At 73.0% G+C, this 16,636-nt stretch carries 16 protein-coding genes; 8 read left to right on the forward strand and 8 right to left on the reverse strand.

The annotated features are described in order from the left end of the window. Nucleotides 1-40: 40 nt before the first annotated feature. Nucleotides 41-742: an SDR family NAD(P)-dependent oxidoreductase gene (locus ACIBIW_RS02700; RefSeq protein ID WP_399331146.1), complete on the reverse strand. Its 702-nt coding sequence runs from the start codon at nucleotides 740-742 to the stop codon at nucleotides 41-43. Nucleotides 743-843: 101 nt separating this feature from the next. Here ACIBIW_RS02700 and ACIBIW_RS02705 point away from each other — a divergent pair, with 101 nt between their 5' ends. After that, nucleotides 844-1,695, forward strand: a complete 852-nt coding sequence (locus ACIBIW_RS02705; protein ID WP_399331148.1) for a helix-turn-helix transcriptional regulator — start codon at nucleotides 844-846, stop codon at nucleotides 1,693-1,695. A gap of 30 nt (nucleotides 1,696-1,725) precedes the next feature. Here the strand turns inward: ACIBIW_RS02705 and ACIBIW_RS02710 are convergent, their stop codons facing one another. From ACIBIW_RS02710 to ACIBIW_RS02725, 4 genes are all read right to left on the reverse strand, one after another. Continuing rightward, a complete protein-coding gene (locus ACIBIW_RS02710; RefSeq protein ID WP_399331150.1) occupies nucleotides 1,726-2,511 on the reverse strand; it encodes a DUF1707 domain-containing protein in 786 nt (261 codons plus the stop codon). A gap of 9 nt (nucleotides 2,512-2,520) precedes the next feature. Further along, nucleotides 2,521-3,528 carry an ATP-binding cassette domain-containing protein gene (locus ACIBIW_RS02715; RefSeq protein WP_399331883.1) on the reverse strand — a complete coding sequence of 336 codons (1,008 nt, stop codon included), beginning with the start codon at nucleotides 3,526-3,528 and terminating at the stop codon, nucleotides 2,521-2,523. Nucleotides 3,529-3,699: 171 nt separating this feature from the next. Further along, nucleotides 3,700-4,590 carry an ABC transporter permease gene (locus ACIBIW_RS02720; RefSeq protein WP_399331152.1) on the reverse strand — a complete coding sequence of 297 codons (891 nt, stop codon included), beginning with the start codon at nucleotides 4,588-4,590 and terminating at the stop codon, nucleotides 3,700-3,702. Beyond that, entirely contained in the window at nucleotides 4,583-5,383 is an 801-nt protein-coding gene (locus ACIBIW_RS02725; RefSeq protein WP_399331885.1) for an ABC transporter permease, read from the reverse strand. The genes ACIBIW_RS02720 and ACIBIW_RS02725 overlap by 8 nt, the downstream gene beginning before the upstream one ends. A 325-nt stretch (nucleotides 5,384-5,708) precedes the next feature. On the opposite strand from ACIBIW_RS02725, the gene ACIBIW_RS02730 reads away from it, so the two are divergent. Next, complete coding sequence (locus tag ACIBIW_RS02730) at nucleotides 5,709-8,168, forward strand: transglycosylase domain-containing protein (RefSeq protein ID WP_399331153.1); 2,460 nt, start codon at nucleotides 5,709-5,711, stop codon at nucleotides 8,166-8,168. Nucleotides 8,169-8,250: 82 nt separating this feature from the next. On the opposite strand, the gene ACIBIW_RS02735 is transcribed toward ACIBIW_RS02730, so the two are convergent. Beyond that, nucleotides 8,251-8,589 carry a GroES family chaperonin gene (locus tag ACIBIW_RS02735; RefSeq protein WP_399331155.1) on the reverse strand — a complete coding sequence of 113 codons (339 nt, stop codon included), beginning with the start codon at nucleotides 8,587-8,589 and terminating at the stop codon, nucleotides 8,251-8,253. Nucleotides 8,590-8,669: 80 nt separating this feature from the next. Further along, on the reverse strand, nucleotides 8,670-9,002 hold the full coding sequence (locus ACIBIW_RS02740) for a DUF3618 domain-containing protein (protein WP_399331157.1): 333 nt from the start codon (nucleotides 9,000-9,002) through the stop codon (nucleotides 8,670-8,672). Between the two features lie 179 nt (nucleotides 9,003-9,181). Here ACIBIW_RS02740 and bcp point away from each other — a divergent pair, with 179 nt between their 5' ends. From bcp to ACIBIW_RS02770, 6 genes are all read left to right on the forward strand, one after another. Continuing rightward, nucleotides 9,182-9,649, forward strand: coding sequence for a thioredoxin-dependent thiol peroxidase (gene bcp / locus ACIBIW_RS02745; protein ID WP_399331159.1), 468 nt, complete (start codon nucleotides 9,182-9,184; stop codon nucleotides 9,647-9,649). 202 nt (nucleotides 9,650-9,851) lie between these two features. Beyond that, nucleotides 9,852-11,399, forward strand: a complete 1,548-nt coding sequence (proP, locus tag ACIBIW_RS02750; protein WP_399331161.1) for a glycine betaine/L-proline transporter ProP — start codon at nucleotides 9,852-9,854, stop codon at nucleotides 11,397-11,399. Nucleotides 11,400-11,819: 420 nt separating this feature from the next. Beyond that, a complete protein-coding gene (locus ACIBIW_RS02755) occupies nucleotides 11,820-12,497 on the forward strand; it encodes a PH domain-containing protein (protein ID WP_399331163.1) in 678 nt (225 codons plus the stop codon). A 233-nt stretch (nucleotides 12,498-12,730) separates the two neighbouring features. Continuing rightward, the gene (gene deoC / locus ACIBIW_RS02760) at nucleotides 12,731-13,762 is read left to right on the forward strand and encodes a deoxyribose-phosphate aldolase (protein ID WP_399331887.1); all 1,032 of its coding nucleotides are present in this window, start codon (nucleotides 12,731-12,733) and stop codon (nucleotides 13,760-13,762) included. Then, a complete protein-coding gene (locus ACIBIW_RS02765; RefSeq protein WP_399331165.1) occupies nucleotides 13,762-15,198 on the forward strand; it encodes an aldehyde dehydrogenase family protein in 1,437 nt (478 codons plus the stop codon). The genes deoC and ACIBIW_RS02765 overlap by 1 nt, the downstream gene beginning before the upstream one ends. Then, on the forward strand, nucleotides 15,191-16,099 hold the full coding sequence (locus ACIBIW_RS02770; RefSeq protein WP_399331167.1) for an aldehyde dehydrogenase family protein: 909 nt from the start codon (nucleotides 15,191-15,193) through the stop codon (nucleotides 16,097-16,099). The genes ACIBIW_RS02765 and ACIBIW_RS02770 overlap by 8 nt, the downstream gene beginning before the upstream one ends. 56 nt (nucleotides 16,100-16,155) lie before the next feature. Here the strand turns inward: ACIBIW_RS02770 and ACIBIW_RS02775 are convergent, their stop codons facing one another. After that, entirely contained in the window at nucleotides 16,156-16,542 is a 387-nt protein-coding gene (locus ACIBIW_RS02775; protein ID WP_399331169.1) for a hypothetical protein, read from the reverse strand. Nucleotides 16,543-16,636: the final 94 nt, after the last annotated feature.

A 16,636-nucleotide genomic window follows, 5' to 3' on the forward strand; every position in this document is an offset into this window, starting at 1 on the left:
GGGGCCCGGCCACGGCAGCCCCAGAGGTCCTGGCCGCGGTTCACCAGGGCAGCGTCCCGTTCCGGTCGAAGTAGCCGCCGGTCGGCCCGTCGGGCCCGATCCGCGCCATCCGCACGATGATCTCGGCACCCTCCTCCACCGTCTGGTGCCCGGTGCGGCCGTTGAGGTCGGTGGCCGTGTAGCCGGGCTCCACGGAGTTCACCCGGAACTCGGGAAACGCCCTGGCGAACTGCACGGTGAGCATGTTCACGGCCGCCTTCGACGCCGGGTAGGCGACCCCGGGGTACCCGGGCCCGTCGGCCGAGGAGAGCCCGGCGAGCGAGGCGAGGCCGCTGCTGACGTTCACGATGACGGGCGCGCCCGAGCGGCGCAGCAGCGGCAGGAAGGCGTGGGTGACGCGGACGACGCCGAAGACGTTCGTCTCGAACACGCCGCGCATGTCGTCCGCGGTCACCTCGGCGGCGCCGATGATCCCGTTACCGGGGGTACGGGCCTCCACGCCCGCGTTGTTGACGAGCACGTCGAGCCCGCCCGCCGACTCGACGGTCTTCACCGCGGCCGCCACGGAGGCGTCGTCGGTGACGTCGATGACGACGGGCCGTGCGCCCGTGCGCCCGGCGGCGGCCCGGCCCCGCTCGGGGTCCCGGCTGCCCAGGTAGACGGTGTGCCCGGCCTCGACGAGACGGCGCGCCGTCTCGTGGCCGAGCCCCTTGTTCGCTCCGGTGATGAGTGTCGTGGTCATGGCCCCACTGTCGTTCCGCCGCCCGCGACCGGCCAGATGTCCGTCCTTCCTGGGACTCCCAGTACCAGGCACCTGGGCGGCTGCCGGTGCACAGTGGAGGCATGGCGGCGGCGACGAAGTTCGGGCGGGCGGTACGGCGCTGGCGGGAGCGGGTGTCGCCGGAGGCGGCCGGGCTGCCCGCGGGCGGCCCGCGGCGCGCCCCGGGTCTTCGCAGGGAGGAGCTGGCGCTGCTCGCCGGGATCTCGGTGGACTACGTCACCCGTCTCGAACAGGGCCGTGCGCGGCACCCGTCGGAGCAGGTGGTGGAGGCCCTGGGCCGGGCCCTGCGGCTGAACGACCGGGAGCGCGAGCACCTCTTCCATGTGGCGGGTCTGGTGCCGCCAGGACGCGAGACGGTGCCGGCGACGATCGCCCCCGGGGTGCAGCGCCTCCTCGACCGGCTGAGCGGCACCCCCGTCGCCGTCTTCGACGCGGCCTGGACCCTGCTGCTCGCGAACCCCCTCTACACCGCCCTGATGGGCGACGTGTCCCGGCTGCGGGGCCTCGAACGCAACAACATATGGCGGCACTTCCTCACCGGCGGCAGCCGGGTGCGCGCCTCGTCACGGCCGCGCGACGAGTTCGAGGCGGCCCTGGTGGGCGACCTCAGGATGACCGCGGGCCGCTACCCGGCGGACCAGCGGCTGAACCGGCTGATCGGGGAGCTGCGGGCGGGCAGCGAGCGGTTCCGCGCGCTGTGGGACGCGGGCACCGTGGGCACCCACGAGACGTCCCGCAAGACGATCGACCACCCCGAGGTCGGCGCGCTGACGCTGGACTGCGACGTGCTGCTGGTGGCCGCGAGCGACGTACGGATCATGGTCTACTCGGCGGAGCCCGGCACCGGGGACGCGGACCGCCTCGCCCTGCTGTCGGTCCTCGGCACCCAGACCCTCACCGAGCGCGAGCCGTAGCGGCGGGGAGCGAAGGCGGTCGGCCGCCTCTCACTTGCCCTCCAGCTCGCCCTTCGCCCCGCCCTTGCGCTCGCCCTTCCGCTTGCGCGCCTTCCTGCGCACCCCCACGCCGCCCATCAGCGCGAACCCGCTGATCCGCACCGTCGGCGAGTCCGGGTCCGGGTCGTCATCGTCGGTGGGCCGTCCGAAGCCGCCCATCAGGGCGAAGCCCTTGACCTCGACGTTCAGCCCCGGCGGCACGATCACGCCCATGCCGCCCATCACCGCGAAGCACCTGACGCGGATCTCGCGGTCCTCGAAGCGGGCCTCACGCAGGTCGATCTCGCCGCCGCCGAACATGGTGAACGCCGTGAACCTGCGGGCGACGGTCCAGCGCCCCTTGCGCTCGAAGCCACTCCACATGGCGAAGGCGCCGCTCGAAGAGGGCGTGCCGCCGATCCTGGACGACCAGTTGTCCAGGTCGCCCGAGCGCCGCTTGTCCAGCAGCCCCGCGGTGGGGGCCGCGGCGCCGGTGTCCGGCAGGTCGTGGAGTACGGCCTCAAGTTCGCCGTACGTCTTGGCCCGGTAGGCCACCTCGAAGCGCTCCTCGAACTCGGCCAGGTCGAGGCGGCCCTCGGTCAGCGCCTCACGCAGCCGGTCGACGACCCGGTCCCGGTCGTTGTCGGAGGCGCGCATCTCCAGCGGGGACGCCGCCGCCTTCGCGGGCGCGGCCGCCGCCTTCCTGGCCGCGGGCGCGGTGTCCTTCGCGGGCACGGGGGTGCTCCCGCCGTCGGTGGAGCCGGGGTTCTCGCCACGAGGGGGCGCTGCGTCGGTCATGCCGAAAGCCTACGAGGCCGCCGCGGGGGAAGGGGACCGCTCGGCGTACATCTTCGCGATAACGGTCTCGATGTCGGGTTCGCGCACCGAGAGGTCGGCCAGCGGATACTCGGCGGCCACCTGCGCGACCAGCGCCGCGGCCGACTCGGTGGCGGGGAACGCGATCCACTGCCTTGGCCCCTCGGTCCGCACGACCCGGGCGGCGCCCGCGGTCCGCACCGGCGGCAGCTCCCGCGCGAAGTCGACCACGAGCACCCGCTCGCTCCCGCCGACCTCGTGCAGCCCGGCGAGCGCGCCGTCGTACATGAGCCGCCCGTGGTCGATGACCATGACGCGGCTGCACAGTTGCTCGATGTCCGTGAGGTCGTGGGTGGTGAGCAGCACGGTCGTGCCGTGCTCGGCGTTGAGGTCGCGCAGGAACTCCCTGACCCGGGCCTTGGACACCACGTCGAGGCCGATGGTGGGCTCGTCGAGGTAGAGCACGTCGGGGTCGTGGAGCAGCGCGGCGGCGATGTCGCCGCGCATCCGCTGGCCGAGGGAGAGCTGCCGTACCGGCACGTCGAGCAGGTCGCCGAGCTGGAGCAGGTCGACGCAGCGGTCGAGATTGGCGCGGTAGCGGGCGTCGGGGATGCGGTACATGCGGTGCATCAGCCGGTAGGAGTCGATCAGCGGCAGGTCCCACCAGAGGGTGGTGCGCTGCCCGAAGACGACGCCGATACGGCGGGCGAGCCTGGTGCGCTCGCGGGACGGGTCGATGCCGGCGACCCGCAGCCGGCCCCCGCTCGGGGTGAGGATGCCGGTGAGCATCTTGATCGTGGTGGACTTGCCCGCGCCGTTCGGCCCGATGTAGCCGACCATCTCGCCGCGCCGCACGGAGAACGTGAGGCCGTCCACCGCCCGCACCCGCTCCCGCTCGCGGCGCAGCAGCCCCTTGCGCCGCCGCACGCTGAAGACCTTCTCGACGGAGTCGAGTGCGATGAAGCCCTCGCCGCCCACGTCCCCGGCGGGCGACGGCACCGCCCCCGCCTCCGCGCCGGTCCCCGCGCCCGCCGCCGGGCCCGCTTCCCCCGTCTCCCGCGCCCCTGAGTCACCGCTCGTCGTCACCCGCTGCCCCTTCCTTCCCCGATTCCCTCACCGACGTCCGTTCCCGTCCCCCGGCTCCCGCTCCCCGGCCGCCCCGCGACCGCGTCAACTGCCCGTGCTGCGATACCCCCTGAGCCCCGCCCGCCACGCCAGCATCGCCAGCGCCCCGCAGGCCCCGGCCACGAGTGGCGGGGTGAAGGCGAGCCACCCCGGCAGGCCGAGCGGGTAGGGGCGGCCGAGCACGTACAGCGCGGGGAGCCAGTTCACGAAGGCGAGCGGGAGCACGAAGGTGACGCCGCGCACCAGGTCGGCACCGAACACCGACGGCGGGTACTGGAGCATCGTGGTGCCGCCGTAGGTCGCCGCGTTCTGCACCTCGGAGGCGTCCTGCGCGACGAACTGGAAGGCGGCGCCGGCCACGAACACCGCGCAGAAGATGGCCGCGCCGCTCGCCAGCATCACCGGCAGCAGCAGGACCTTCGCGGGCGTCCAGTGGATGTCGAGCGCCGCCAGCGCGTACCCGAGCACCCCCGCGCCCTGGAGCACCCTGCCGAGCCTGCGCAGCGCGAACCGGTCGGCGGCGACCTGGGCGAGCACCGGCACGGGACGTACGAGGAGGGTGTCGAAGGTGCCGTCCCGCACCCGTCTGCCGAGCCGCTCCATGGAGCCCATCAGCAGGTCGGCGAGGCCGAAGGCGGTGCCCGACGTGCCGTACAGCAGGGCGATCTCGGCGAGCCCGTAGCCGCCGAGCCTGTCGACCTGCGAGAACATCAGCAGGATCACCACGAAGTCGAACGCGGTCGCGACCAGGTTGCCGACGGCGGTCATCAGGAACGACGCCGGGTAGGCCATCGTGGAGCGCATCCACATCGCCGCGATCATCCGGTAGGCGGCGAGCCCGTGCCGCAGCCGCCACAGCCCGCCCTCGGCGTCCTCCCCGCGCCAGGCGTGGGGCGGCGGTCCGTACGGCGCCTCGGCGGCGCCCGTCTCAGCCACCCTGGACCACCACCCGACGGGTCGCGAGGGACTGCACGAGGCGCCCGGCGAGCAGCAGCACCGCCGCCCAGCCGGCCGCGAAGCCGTACGCCGCCCAGAGCCCCGTGCCCGTGTGCCTGCCGAGGAACACGTCGGCGGGCACCTGGAGCTGTGCCGACCAGGGCAGTGCGCGCGCCACGTCGCCGAGGGTGCCGGGGAACACGTTCAGCGGCAGCAGCATCCCGGAGAAGAACATCCCGGCGAGCCAGGAGATCTGCGCCGCGCCCGCCCCGTCGAGCAGCCAGAACGCGGACAGCGCGACGAGGTAGCGCAGCGCGAAGCTGACCACGGCGGCCAGCAGGACGGCGCCGAGGAAGGCGAGCCAGGTCAGCACGTCGGGCGGCCAGGCGAGGGGGAAGAGCAGGCCGCCGACCGCCATCGGCAGCAGGCCGCGGCCCAGCAGGTGGAAGGCGGCGCGCCCCAGGTCGCCCGCGAGCCACCAGGTCTGGAGGTCGGCGGGCCGGTAGAGGTCGATGGCGATGTTCCCGTCGCGGACGCGCTCGATCATCTCGTCCTCGAAGCCGCCGCCCATCAGCGCGACCACCGCGTGCAGGCCCTGCCCGAGCCAGACAAAGGTGAGGGCCTGCGCCTCGTCGTAGCCGCCGAGCCCGGGCCGCTCGTGCCAGAGCGCGAGATAGGTGTACGCGAGGATGACGCCGAAGACGCTGTTGGTGAAGACCCCGGCCAGGGTGGCCGTCCGGTAGGTGGCGTACCGCCTGAAGCCGTTCACGGCGACGAGGGCGTACAGCCGCAGCGGCGGGGCCGCGCGCATCCCGCGCGCCGCCCGCACCGCGGTCACGGCCTCATCACCCGTGTCCCCCCACCGTGGTCGCCGTGGACCGTCCCCGCCATGCCGCCTCCGCCCGGTGTCGCCGGTCGCCTTCCGCTCCGACGTGTGCGCCCGGCGCGGCGGGCGTGCGGCCCGGCCGCGCTCTGGGCCAAGCGCAGGAGCTTAGGGGCCCCCGGCGCGGTGTGCCACGGCTTTTCGGGGCGTGCCACCCGGCCCCCCGCACGAGTCGGTGCGAAAGTACGCGAAAGCGATCACATTGCTTCCTAGGCGACCCGGGAGTTGGCGAGCGATGACCGACGAGCCGCGAGACGACGAGGGGGCCGCCCGCGGGGGAGGCCGGGGGCGGCCTGCGCGCCCCGGCGCGCCCGCGGGGGCGCGGGGCTGGGACGAGCCGCCGGGGGTGCGGCGGCGCAGGCTCCGGCGCAGGGGCTGGCGGCGCGCGCTGCCGACCTGGCGGCTGGTGCTCGGCACGGGGCTCGGGGTGCTGGTGCTGGTCGTCGGCGGCTTCGCGCTCGGCTACTGGCTGGTGGACATCCCCCCGGCGAAGAAGGCGGCGCTCGCACAGAGCACGGTGCTGCTGTACGCGGACGGCTCCCAGCTCGCCAGGGACGGCGACGTCAACAGGGAGAACGTGAAGCTCTCCCGGATTCCGCAGCGGGTGCGGCGCGCGGCGCTCGCGGCCGAGGACCGCGACTTCTACTCCGAGTCGGCGGTGGACCCGCAGGCGATGGTGCGCGCCGCGTGGAACACGGCCACGGGCAAGGGCAGGCAGTCCGGCTCGACGATCACCCAGCAGTACGTGAAGAACTACTACCTGGGCCAGGAGCAGACGGTCACCAGGAAGGCGAAGGAGTTCTTCATCGCGCTCAAGCTCGACCAGGAGCAGAGCAAGGACCACATCCTCCAGGGCTATCTGAACACCAGTTACTTCGGGCGCAACGCGTACGGCGTGCAGGCCGCGGCGCAGGCGTACTACGGCGTCGACGTGGAGGACCTGACGACGGAGCAGGGCGCCTACCTCGCGGCGCTGCTGAACGCGCCGAGCGCGTACGACGTCGTGGCGCACCCGGAGAACAGGCCGCGCGCCGAGCGGCGCTGGCGGTACGTGCTGAACGGCATGGTCAAGGAGCACTGGATGACCCAGGCGGCGCGGAAGGCCGCGAAGTTCCCGGTGCCGATCAGGGGGCACGCTCCGGCGAGCGGCCTCACGGGGCAGCGCGGCTATCTGGTGCAGGCCGTGCGCGACTACCTGACCGCGAACGGCGTCATCAAGGGCTCCACGCACGGCTACCGGATCACCACGACCCTGAAGAAGCCGCGCCAGGACGCGTTCGAGAAGGCCGTCGACGAGAAGCTGCTCTCCGACCTCGACAAGAAGGGCCGCCCGGTGGACCGCACGGTGCGCGCGGGCGGCGCGGCCATCGACCCGGGGACCGGGGACGTGGTGGCGCTGTACGGGGGCCTCGACTTCACCAAGCAGTACGTGAACAACGCCACCCGGCGGGACTACCAGGTGGGCTCGGCGTTCAAGCCGTTCGTGTTCGCGGCGGCCGTGGAGAACGGCTCCGTCACCCAGGACGGCAGGACCATCACCCCGAACACCAAGTACGACGGCGGCAACAGGCGCCCGGTGCGCGGCTGGAAGGGCCCCAGGTACGCACCGGAGAACGAGGACGACAAGTCCTACAGATCGATCACGGTACGCAAGGCCATGGACCGCTCGGTGAACGCGGTGTTCGCACAGATGGCCGTCGACGTCGGCCCCGCGAAGGTCAGACAGACGGCGGTACGGCTCGGCATCCCCGAGCACACCAGGGACATGCCGACGGGCCCCGCCATCGCGCTGGGCACCGCCACCGCGAGCGTGCTCGACATGGCGGAGGCGTACGCGACGCTGGCCAACCACGGCAGGCACATCCCGTACCGGCTGGTCAGCAAGGTGACCAGGGACGGCAAGGAGATCGCGCTGCCGAAGCGCACGGTCACCCAGGCGGTGGGCAGGAAGGCCGCCGACACCACCACGGAGGTGCTGAAGGGCGTGGTGAACGGCGGCACGGGCCAGGCGGCGCGCGCGGTCGGCCGCCCCGCGGCGGGCAAGACGGGCACGGCGGAGGACGACCAGGCGGCGTGGTTCGCCGGATACACGCCCGACCTGGCGACGGTGGTCTCGGTGATGGGCCAGAACCCGGACACCGGCGCCCACCGCTCGCTGTACGGCGCGCTCGGCCAGGCCCGTATCAACGGCGGCGGCCCCCCGGCCGAGATCTGGGCCTCCTTCTCCTCCTCGGTCCTGAAGGGCGTCCCCTCCCACGACTTCGACCTGGAACTCCAGAAGGGCGCGGAGCGCCGGCCCGGCGACGAGGACGAAGAGGACGAGGGCGACGGGGGCGACGAGGACGAGGCGGACGGCGGCGAGGACGGCGGCGGCGGTGACACCGCGGGAGAGGACGGCGGCGACGGGGGCGGCGGCACCTCGGACGCGGGCGGTACGGGCGACGGGGGCACGTCGGGCGGCGGCGCGTCGTCGGGAGGCAACGGCGGTGACGGCGGCCGTGACCCGGCGGGCGGCGGCTCGGGCGGGGGCGACACGGGCGGTACGGGCCCCGGCGGCGGCACCGGGGGCGGAAGCGACGGGGGCGGCGGCAACGACGGCGGGGGCGACGGGGGCGGGGGCACGGCCACCGGAGGCGGCGGCGACGGGGGCGGCGCCCAGCGGCCACCGGACGCCCCGCCCGGCGCCACGGAGTGAACGCACCGGGCGACCCGGGCGGAAGACCCCGGCGAAGGGGCGCTTTCGTGGCCGCCGGGGCCGGGCGCCGGGGCCGGGCGGGCTAGAGGTAGAGCCCCGTGGAGTCGTGGGAGCCCTCGAAGCGGTCGGCGGCCACGGCGTGCAGGTCGCGCTCGCGCATCAGCACGTATCCGACGCCCCTGACCTCGACCTCGGCGCGGTCCTCCGGGTCGTAGAGCACCCGGTCGCCGGGCTCGACCGTGCGTACGTTCTGCCCGACGGCGACGACCTCGGCCCAGGCGAGCCTGCGGCCCACCGCGGCCGTGGCGGGGATCAGGATGCCCCCGCCCGAGCGCCGCTCGCCCTCCGCGGAGTCCTGCCTGACCAGCACCCGGTCGTGCAGCATCCGGATGGGCAACTTGTCGTCGGTGTTCTCACTCACGCCATGAACCTATCTGTCCCCGCCCCGCGGCCCCGCCGCCAGGTCCCTCTTCACGCGCCGCGGGCCGCCCGCGGGGCGCCTCACTTCCCGCGCCGCCTCGACTGCACGGTCAGCAGCCCGGTCACGCCCACGACCACGAGCGCCACCGGCACGATCCGCTCCAGCCTCGGCTTGCCCTCGGGCGAGACGAACTGCCGCCTGACGTCGGTGACGGCGCGGTTGACGCCGACGTACGCCCGGCCGAGGGTGCGGTCCACCGTGGACGCGACCTTCGCCTTCGCGTCGTCCGCGATGGTCTTCGGGTGCACCCGCACCCCGATCTCGTCCAGCGTCTCGGCCAGACGGTCACGTCGGCGCCTGATGTCCGCCTCGATCTGAGCAGGGGTCCTGCTATCCGCTTCCGCGTCCGACACCGCACTGCCTCCGTGGTCTGGTCATGTCCTCTGCGACAGTCTGTCAGCTTCCCCGCCGCCGCACCCGTCCGGGCGCCACGGCGGCCTCGTTACGCTCGTACCGTTCACCGCCAGGGCGGAGCGCGGCACCCGGGGGAAGCGTACGGACCGCGCCGCCCGCCCCGTACAGGAGAGGCACCATGAGCGAGCGACTTGAGACGGGCGACACCGCGCCCGACTTCACCCTGCCCGACGCGGACGGCACCGAGGTCTCCCTGGGCGACCGCAGGGGCCGCAAGGTGATCGTGTACTTCTACCCGGCCGCCCTCACCCCTGGCTGCACCAAGCAGGCGTGCGACTTCACCGACAACCTCGACCTGCTGGCCGGGGCCGGCTACGACGTCATCGGGATCTCCCCCGACAAGCCGGAGAAACTGGCCAAGTTCCGCGAGAAGGAGAACCTGCGGGTCACCCTGCTGGCCGACCCCGACAAGAAGGTCCTGGAGCGCTACGGCGCCTTCGGCGAGAAGAAGCTGTACGGGAAGACGGTGACCGGGGTGATCCGCTCCACGGTGGTCGTGGACGAGGACGGCAAGGTCGAGCGGGCGCTGTACAACGTCAAGGCCACGGGACACGTCGCGAAGATCATCAAGGATCTCGGGGTCTGACGATCTGACGGTCCGACGGGGCCTCGGGGGGCCGAGCGCGGCGGGGGCCCGGCCGGTCGGCCCCCGACTGGCCGCGTCCGAGCGGGTACAACGGCACCCGGATGACCATGGCGTAATCCCTCGCCCCGCATCCGGATTCGTTTGCGATCGGATCTTTGGAGCAACTGATTCTCTGAAGTTTGACAGAGAAGAGGCCCGATCCATGGTGCTCAACGGACGTGACATCGACGCCGACCCGCAGGCGGTGAAGCGGCATCGGCTGCTGTTCCGGGCGATCGAGCGCCGCAGACACCCGCCGCTGCGCCGCACCGACATCACCGTGACGGACGAGGCGGCGGTCAAGCGCGCGGTCAAGGCTGCGGCGCTCGGCAACGCCATGGAGTGGTTCGACTTCGGCATCTACAGCTATCTCGCCGTGACGATCGGTCATGTGTTCTTCCCGTCGGGGAACGACACGGTGGAGCTGCTGTCGTCCTTCGCGACCTTCGCCGTGTCGTTCCTTGTGCGACCGATCGGCGGCATGGTCTTCGGGCCGCTCGGCGACAAGATCGGCCGCAAGAAGGTGCTGGCCGTCACCATGATGATGATGGCGATCGGCACCTTCGCGATCGGCCTGATCCCGGCGTACCGCACCATCGGCTTCTGGTCGCCCGCGCTGCTGATCCTGTTCCGGCTCGTCCAGGGCTTCTCGACCGGCGGCGAGTACGGCGGCGCCTCGACGTTCATCGCCGAGTACGCGCCCGACAAGCGCCGCGGCTTCTTCGGCAGCTTCCTGGAGTTCGGCACGCTCGCCGGGTACGTCTGCGCCTCCGGGCTCGTCGTGATACTGACGGTGCTCCTCGACGACGGGCAGATGGACGGCTGGGGCTGGCGCATCCCGTTCCTCGCCGCGGGTCCGCTGGGCGCGGTCGGCCTCTACCTGCGGCTACGGCTCGACGAGACCCCCGCCTTCCAGCACCTGGAGGACAGTTCGAGCCATGCCGCTTCGGAGGCGGCGAGCGCCGTGGAGACCACCGCCAAGGGCGACCTGAAGCGGATCTTCAAGGAGTACTGGCCGACGCTGGTGCTCTGCATCTGCCTGGTGGGCGCGTACAACATCACGGACTACATGCTGCTGTCGTACATGCCGACGTATCTCACGGACGAGCTGCACTACGACGACACCCACGGGCTGCTGATCCTGCTGTGCACGATGGTGGTGCTGATGTGCGTCATCAACCAGGTCGGCAGACTCTCCGACCGGGTCGGCAGGAAGCCGCTGCTGATGAGCGGCATGCTCGGCTTCTTCGTGCTGTCGATCCCGGCGTTCCTGCTGGTCAAGGGGGGCAGCCTGTGGCAGGTGGCGATCGGGATGCTGATGCTCGGCTTCTCGCTCGTATGCCTGCTGGGCGCGATGTCCGCCGCGCTGCCCGCGCTGTTCCCGACGCCGGTGCGGTACGGCTCGCTCTCGGTGGGCTACAACCTCTCCGCGTCGCTGTTCGGCGGCACGACCCCCTTCGTGATCACGGCGCTGATCAGCGCCGCGGGCACCGACATGATGCCGGCGTACTACGCCATGGGCGCGGCGCTCGTCGGCGTGGCCGCGGTGGCCGTCATGAAGGAAACGGCCCGCGAGCCCCTGACCGGCTCCCCGCCCTCGGTGGCAACGGAGGAGGAGGCCGACGCCCTGGTCCAGGAACAGAACCAGGTCCCGTGGCTGAAGGGCAGGAGCCAGGGGGCGCCGGTGGACGGACAGGAGACACGGGAGTGAAGGGCCCGTGCCGGGCGCGGTCCACACGGCCGCGCCCGGCACGGGTTCGGTCTGATACGGGTTCGGTCTGATAGGGGTGCGGTCCGGCGGGAGGCGGCCGGGTCGGCCGGGGCGGCCACGTCCTACGGGCTCGGTGGAGGAGTCGGGTCCGGTCCGATCGGAGAAGCGCCGCGACAGGTCCACGGGTCCACGAGCCAACCGGGCCAGGGGCCAACGAGTCCACGGGCCAGCCGCCCAACAGGAACGGACCAACGGCAACCGGCCAACCCGCCAACCCGCCAACCCGCCAACCCGCCAACCCGCCAACCCGCCAACCGCAGGGTCCCGGTGCGGAGCCCCCGAGGCAGCCCTCACCTCCGTCGGCAACGGGTCCGCGCCACCCCGGGAACGTCCCGGCGAAGCGTCAGGCAGAATTCGGGTATGGCCTCCCCCGACCCCACACCGCCCGAGCCGTCCACCGAGCCGCCGTCGCCCGACCGGGTGTACCGGTCGGGTCCGGGGATCGCGGGCGGCGTGCTGGTGCTCGCGCTCGTCGCCTGGCTCGGTATCGACGCCCTGGTCAAGGGTGAGGGCCACGCCCCCTGGCTCTCCCTCGCGTCGATGCTGCTGATCGTCCCGCTGGTGCTGTCGTTCAGCCTCCGCCCCGCCGTGTTCGCGAACGACGACCGGCTCCGGGTGCGCAACCCGTTCCGTACGATCACGCTTCCCTGGGCCGCGGTCGCCCTGCTGCGCTCCGGGTACTCCAACGAGGTCTTCGACCAGGCCGGGGCCAAGTACCAGCTCTGGGCGATCCCGGTGTCGCTACGGGCCCGCAAGCGGGCGGGCCGGGCGCAGGCGAAGCTGACCATGGCACAGCAGCGCTCGGGCGGCGCCGTCTCCTCCGATGTGCGCGGCGCGCGCCCCGGGCGCCAGTTGCCCGGCGACGACGCGACCCGTGCCGCCGCCGACCGCACCATGGACGATTTGCGGGAGCTGTGCGAGTCCCGCGCCTCCCAGCCGGAGGCCCAGGGCGAGCCCGAGGTCCGCTGGGCCTTCGAACTCCTGGCCCCCGCCCTCGCGGGCCTGATCCTGCTGATCGTCCTCCTCTCCATCGGCTGACGGCCCTCCCCCGGCGCCAAACTCCTCTCCACACCAGAAAACCCCTTCCACCCCAGGGACCCCTTCCGCACCAGGGACCGCTTCCGCTCCGAAGCCCCCTTCCGCCCCAGCGAACCGGCCTACCCCCGGAGACCCGCCGAGCCCCCCGCTTAACCACCTCCGCAAGCCCCCCGGCCCCCGCCGCCGGAACCCTTGTTCTCCGCTACGCGCGTAGATATGCTCCCCTCGTGACCATGCCCTCCACCCCTCCCCCCGAGCCCCCCGACACCAGGACGCCGGACGCCGCCCCGGCCGACACCGCAGCCCCGCCCCCGAGGCCCGTAGCGCCTGAAGCCTTCGGGGAGGTGGTGGCGTCCGCCGCCGCGCTCGGCCGGTTTCTGCGCGGGCTGCCCGGTGTCGACGCCGTCGGTCTTGAGGCACGGGCCGCCGCGCTCGGTACGCGATCGATCAAGACAACCGCGAAGGCGTTCGCGATCGACCTCGCCATCTCGATGATCGATCTGACCACCCTGGAGGGTGCCGACACCCCCGGCAAGGTCAGGGCGCTCGGTGCGAAGGGCGCGTACCCGGACCCGACCGACCGCACCGCGCCGCGGGTCGCCGCGCTCTGTGTGTACCCGGACATGGTGCCGGTGGCCCGCGCGGCCGTGGCCGGTACGGGCATCAGGGTCGCCTCGGTGGCGACCGCGTTCCCCTCGGGGCGCGCCCCGCTCGCCGTGAAACTGGCCGACGTACGGGACGCGGTGGCCGCGGGCGCCGACGAGATCGACATGGTGATCGACCGCGGCGCCTTCCTCGCGGGTGACTTCCTCGCGGTGTACGAGCAGATCCGCGCGGTGCGCGCGGAGTGCGGCGGCGCCGCCCGGCTGAAGGTGATCTTCGAGACCGGCGAGCTGTCCACGTACGACAACATCCGCCGCGCCTGCTGGCTCGGCATGCTCGGCGGCGCCGACTTCATCAAGACCTCCACCGGCAAGGTCGGCGTCAACGCCACCCCGGCGAACACCCTGGTGCTGCTCGAAGCGGTGCGCGACTTCCACGCGGCGACCGGGGTGCGGGTCGGGGTGAAGCCGGCCGGCGGCATCCGTACGTCCAAGGACGCGGTGAAGTTCCTCGTCCTGGTGAACGAGACCGCGGGCGAGGGCTGGCTGTCGAACCACTGGTTCCGCTTCGGCGCGTCCTCGCTGCTCGGCGATCTGCTGATGCAGCGGCAGAAGCTGCGCACCGGCCACTACTCCGGCCCCGACTATGTGACGGTGGACTGATGGCTCCCCTCTTCGAGTACGCGCCCGCGCCCGAGGCCCGCGGCAACGTCGACATCGCGCCCTCCTACGGGCTCTTCATCGACGGAGAGTTCACCGACGCGGCGGACGGCCGTGTGTTCAAGACGGTCAGCCCCGCCACCGAGGAGGTGCTGTCCGAGGTGGCGCGCGCGGGCGAGGCCGACGTGGACCGCGCGGTGCGCGCGGCGCGGGCCGCGTTCGGGCCCTGGTCGGCGCTGCCCGGCGCGGAGCGCGGCAAGTACCTGTTCCGTATCGCGCGGATCATCCAGGAGCGCTCGCGCGAGCTGGCGGTGCTGGAGACCCTGGACAACGGCAAGCCGATCAGGGAGACAAGGGACGCCGACCTGCCGCTTGTCGCCGCGCACTTCTTCTACTACGCGGGCTGGGCCGACAAGCTGGCGCACGCGGGCTTCGGCCCCGCGCCGAGGCCGCTGGGCGTGGCCGGGCAGATCATCCCCTGGAACTTTCCGCTGCTGATGCTGGCGTGGAAGATCGCCCCCGCGCTCGCCACCGGCAACACGGTGGTGCTGAAGCCCGCCGAGACCACGCCGCTCTCCGCGCTGTTCTTCGCGGACGTCTGCCGCCAGGCGGGGCTGCCGAAGGGCGTGGTGAACATCCTGCCGGGCTACGGGGAGGCGGGCGCGGCGCTCGCCGGGCACCCGGATGTGAACAAGGTCGCGTTCACCGGCTCGACGGCGGTGGGCCGCGAGATCGCCCGCGCGGTCGCGGGCACGGACAAGAAGCTCACGCTCGAACTGGGCGGCAAGGGCGCCAACATCGTCTTCGACGACGCCCCGGTCGACCAGGCCGTCGAGGGCATCGTCACCGGGATCTTCTTCAACCAGGGCCAGGTCTGCTGCGCGGGCTCCCGGCTGCTGGTGCAGGAGTCGGTCGAGGAGGAGCTGCTGGCGTCGCTGAAGCGGCGGCTCGGCACGCTGCGCCTCGGCGATCCGCTGGACAAGAACACCGACATCGGCGCGATCAACTCCGCCGAGCAGCTCGCCAGGATCACCGCGCTCGCCGAGACCGGCGAGGCGGAGGGCGCGGAGCGCTGGACGGCGCCGTGCGCGCTGCCGTCCTCCGGGTACTGGTTCGCGCCGACGCTGTTCACGAACGTCACCCAGGCGCACACGGTCGCCCGCGAGGAGGTCTTCGGACCCGTGCTCTCGGTGCTGACCTTCCGCACCCCCGAGGAGGCCGTCGCCAAGGCGAACAACACGCCGTACGGGCTGTCGGCGGGAGTGTGGACGGAGAAGGGCTCGCGCATCCTGGCGGTGGCGAACCGGCTGCGGGCGGGCGTGGTGTGGTCGAACACGTTCAACAAGTTCGATCCCACCTCGCCGTTCGGCGGCTACAAGGAGTCGGGGTTCGGCCGCGAGGGCGGGCGGCACGGGCTGGAGGCGTATCTCGATGTCTGACACGGGCGGGCGCCTCGGCGTCCTCAAGACCTACAAGCTGTACATCGGGGGCAAGTTCCCCCGCAGCGAGAGCGGCCGGGTGTACGAGGTGCAGCACGCAGGCGGAGACTCGGCGGGAGACTGGCTGGCGAACGTGCCGCGGGCGTCGCGCAAGGACGCGCGGGACGCGGTGGTCGCGGCGCGCAAGGCGTTCGGCGGCTGGTCGGGCGCCACCGCGTACAACCGCGGGCAGGTGCTGTACCGGGTCGCGGAGATGCTTGAGGGGCGTGCGGGGCAGTTCGCGCGGGAGGTCGCCCAGGTCGAGGGCGTCCCGCCGGAGCGGGCCGCGGCGCAGGTGGACGCGGCGATCGACCGCTGGGTCTGGTACGCGGGCTGGACCGACAAGATCGCCCAGGTGGTGGGCGGCGCCAACCCGGTCGCGGGCCCCTACTTCAACCTCTCGTCGCCGGAGCCGACGGGCGTGGTCGCGGTGCTCGCGCCCCAGGAGTCGTCGCTGCTCGGCCTGGTGTCGGTGCTGGCGCCGGTGGTGGCGACCGGCAACACGGCGGTGGTCGTGGCCTCGGAGCGGGCCCCGCTGCCCGCGCTGTCGCTGAGCGAGGTGCTGGCGACGTCGGACGTGCCCGGCGGCGTGGTCAACGTACTGTCCGGGCGTACGGCGGAACTCGGCCCCCCGCTCGCCGCGCACCAGGACGTCAACGCCCTGGACCTGGCGGGCGCCGAAGGGGAGTTGGCGGTGGACCTGGAGCGCGCCGCGGCCGGCACCCTCAAGCGCGTGCTGCGCCCGGCACCGGCCGCCGACTGGACCGCCGACCCCGGCACGTCCCGGCTGACCCCGTTCCTTGAGACGAAGACGGTCTGGCACCCGACGGGCGCCCTGGGCACCTCGGGGGGCTCCTACTGAGCACGGGCCTGGCCCGTGTACCGAGCACGGGCCGGGCCCCGGCCTCCCGCGCGCCCTCAGCCGCCCAGCGCCCCGGTGGTACGGGCCGTGAGGTCGCTGAGGGAGGCGCCGCCCGACAGGGGGGCCGTCAGGGCGGCGGTGGAGAGGGGCTTGAAGTCGGCGATCTGGGTGCCGACGCCGTTGTCGAGCGGGTCGGAGCCCGTGCCCGCGAGGGGGTCGAGCTTCAGGTCGGTGACGGGGGCCACCACGGCAGCCGCCGAGTCCGCGAGCACCTGCGCGGGGCCCGGCACGTCCGCCATCGGGGAGCGCTCCGCCGCCGAGGCCGCGGTGGCGCCCGCGCCGAGCGTGAGACCGGCGGCCGTGAGCGCGAGGCCCGCGCGGCGCAGCGCGCGGTGGGCCGTCGAGTGGGAGGGGGCCGCGTGCCGGGGCGCGGTTCTGGCCATGGGAGCCACCTGTTCCAGTCGGGTGATCGAATGCTCACGAAGGGTAGTTGAACGGGCCGCTCCGCATCAAAGTCGACCCGCGGTCTCGGAGCCC

Source organism: Streptomyces sp. NPDC050560, assembly GCF_044457285.1.
Classification (GTDB): Bacteria; Actinomycetota; Actinomycetes; order Streptomycetales; family Streptomycetaceae; genus Streptomyces.

Coding starts and splice junctions, on each gene's coding strand:
- ACIBIW_RS02705 (WP_399331148.1), top strand. CDS start 844: ATGGCGGCGGCGACGAAGTTCGGGCGGGCGGTACGGCGCTGGCGGGAG.
- ACIBIW_RS02755 (WP_399331163.1), top strand. CDS start 11,820: ATGGCCTCCCCCGACCCCACACCGCCCGAGCCGTCCACCGAGCCGCCG.
- ACIBIW_RS02710 (WP_399331150.1), bottom strand. CDS start 2,511: ATGACCGACGCAGCGCCCCCTCGTGGCGAGAACCCCGGCTCCACCGAC.
- deoC (WP_399331887.1), top strand. CDS start 12,731: ATGCCCTCCACCCCTCCCCCCGAGCCCCCCGACACCAGGACGCCGGAC.
- ACIBIW_RS02765 (WP_399331165.1), top strand. CDS start 13,762: ATGGCTCCCCTCTTCGAGTACGCGCCCGCGCCCGAGGCCCGCGGCAAC.
- proP (WP_399331161.1), top strand. CDS start 9,852: ATGGTGCTCAACGGACGTGACATCGACGCCGACCCGCAGGCGGTGAAG.
- ACIBIW_RS02700 (WP_399331146.1), bottom strand. CDS start 742: ATGACCACGACACTCATCACCGGAGCGAACAAGGGGCTCGGCCACGAG.
- ACIBIW_RS02770 (WP_399331167.1), top strand. CDS start 15,191: ATGTCTGACACGGGCGGGCGCCTCGGCGTCCTCAAGACCTACAAGCTG.
- ACIBIW_RS02730 (WP_399331153.1), top strand. CDS start 5,709: ATGACCGACGAGCCGCGAGACGACGAGGGGGCCGCCCGCGGGGGAGGC.
- bcp (WP_399331159.1), top strand. CDS start 9,182: ATGAGCGAGCGACTTGAGACGGGCGACACCGCGCCCGACTTCACCCTG.
- ACIBIW_RS02775 (WP_399331169.1), bottom strand. CDS start 16,542: ATGGCCAGAACCGCGCCCCGGCACGCGGCCCCCTCCCACTCGACGGCC.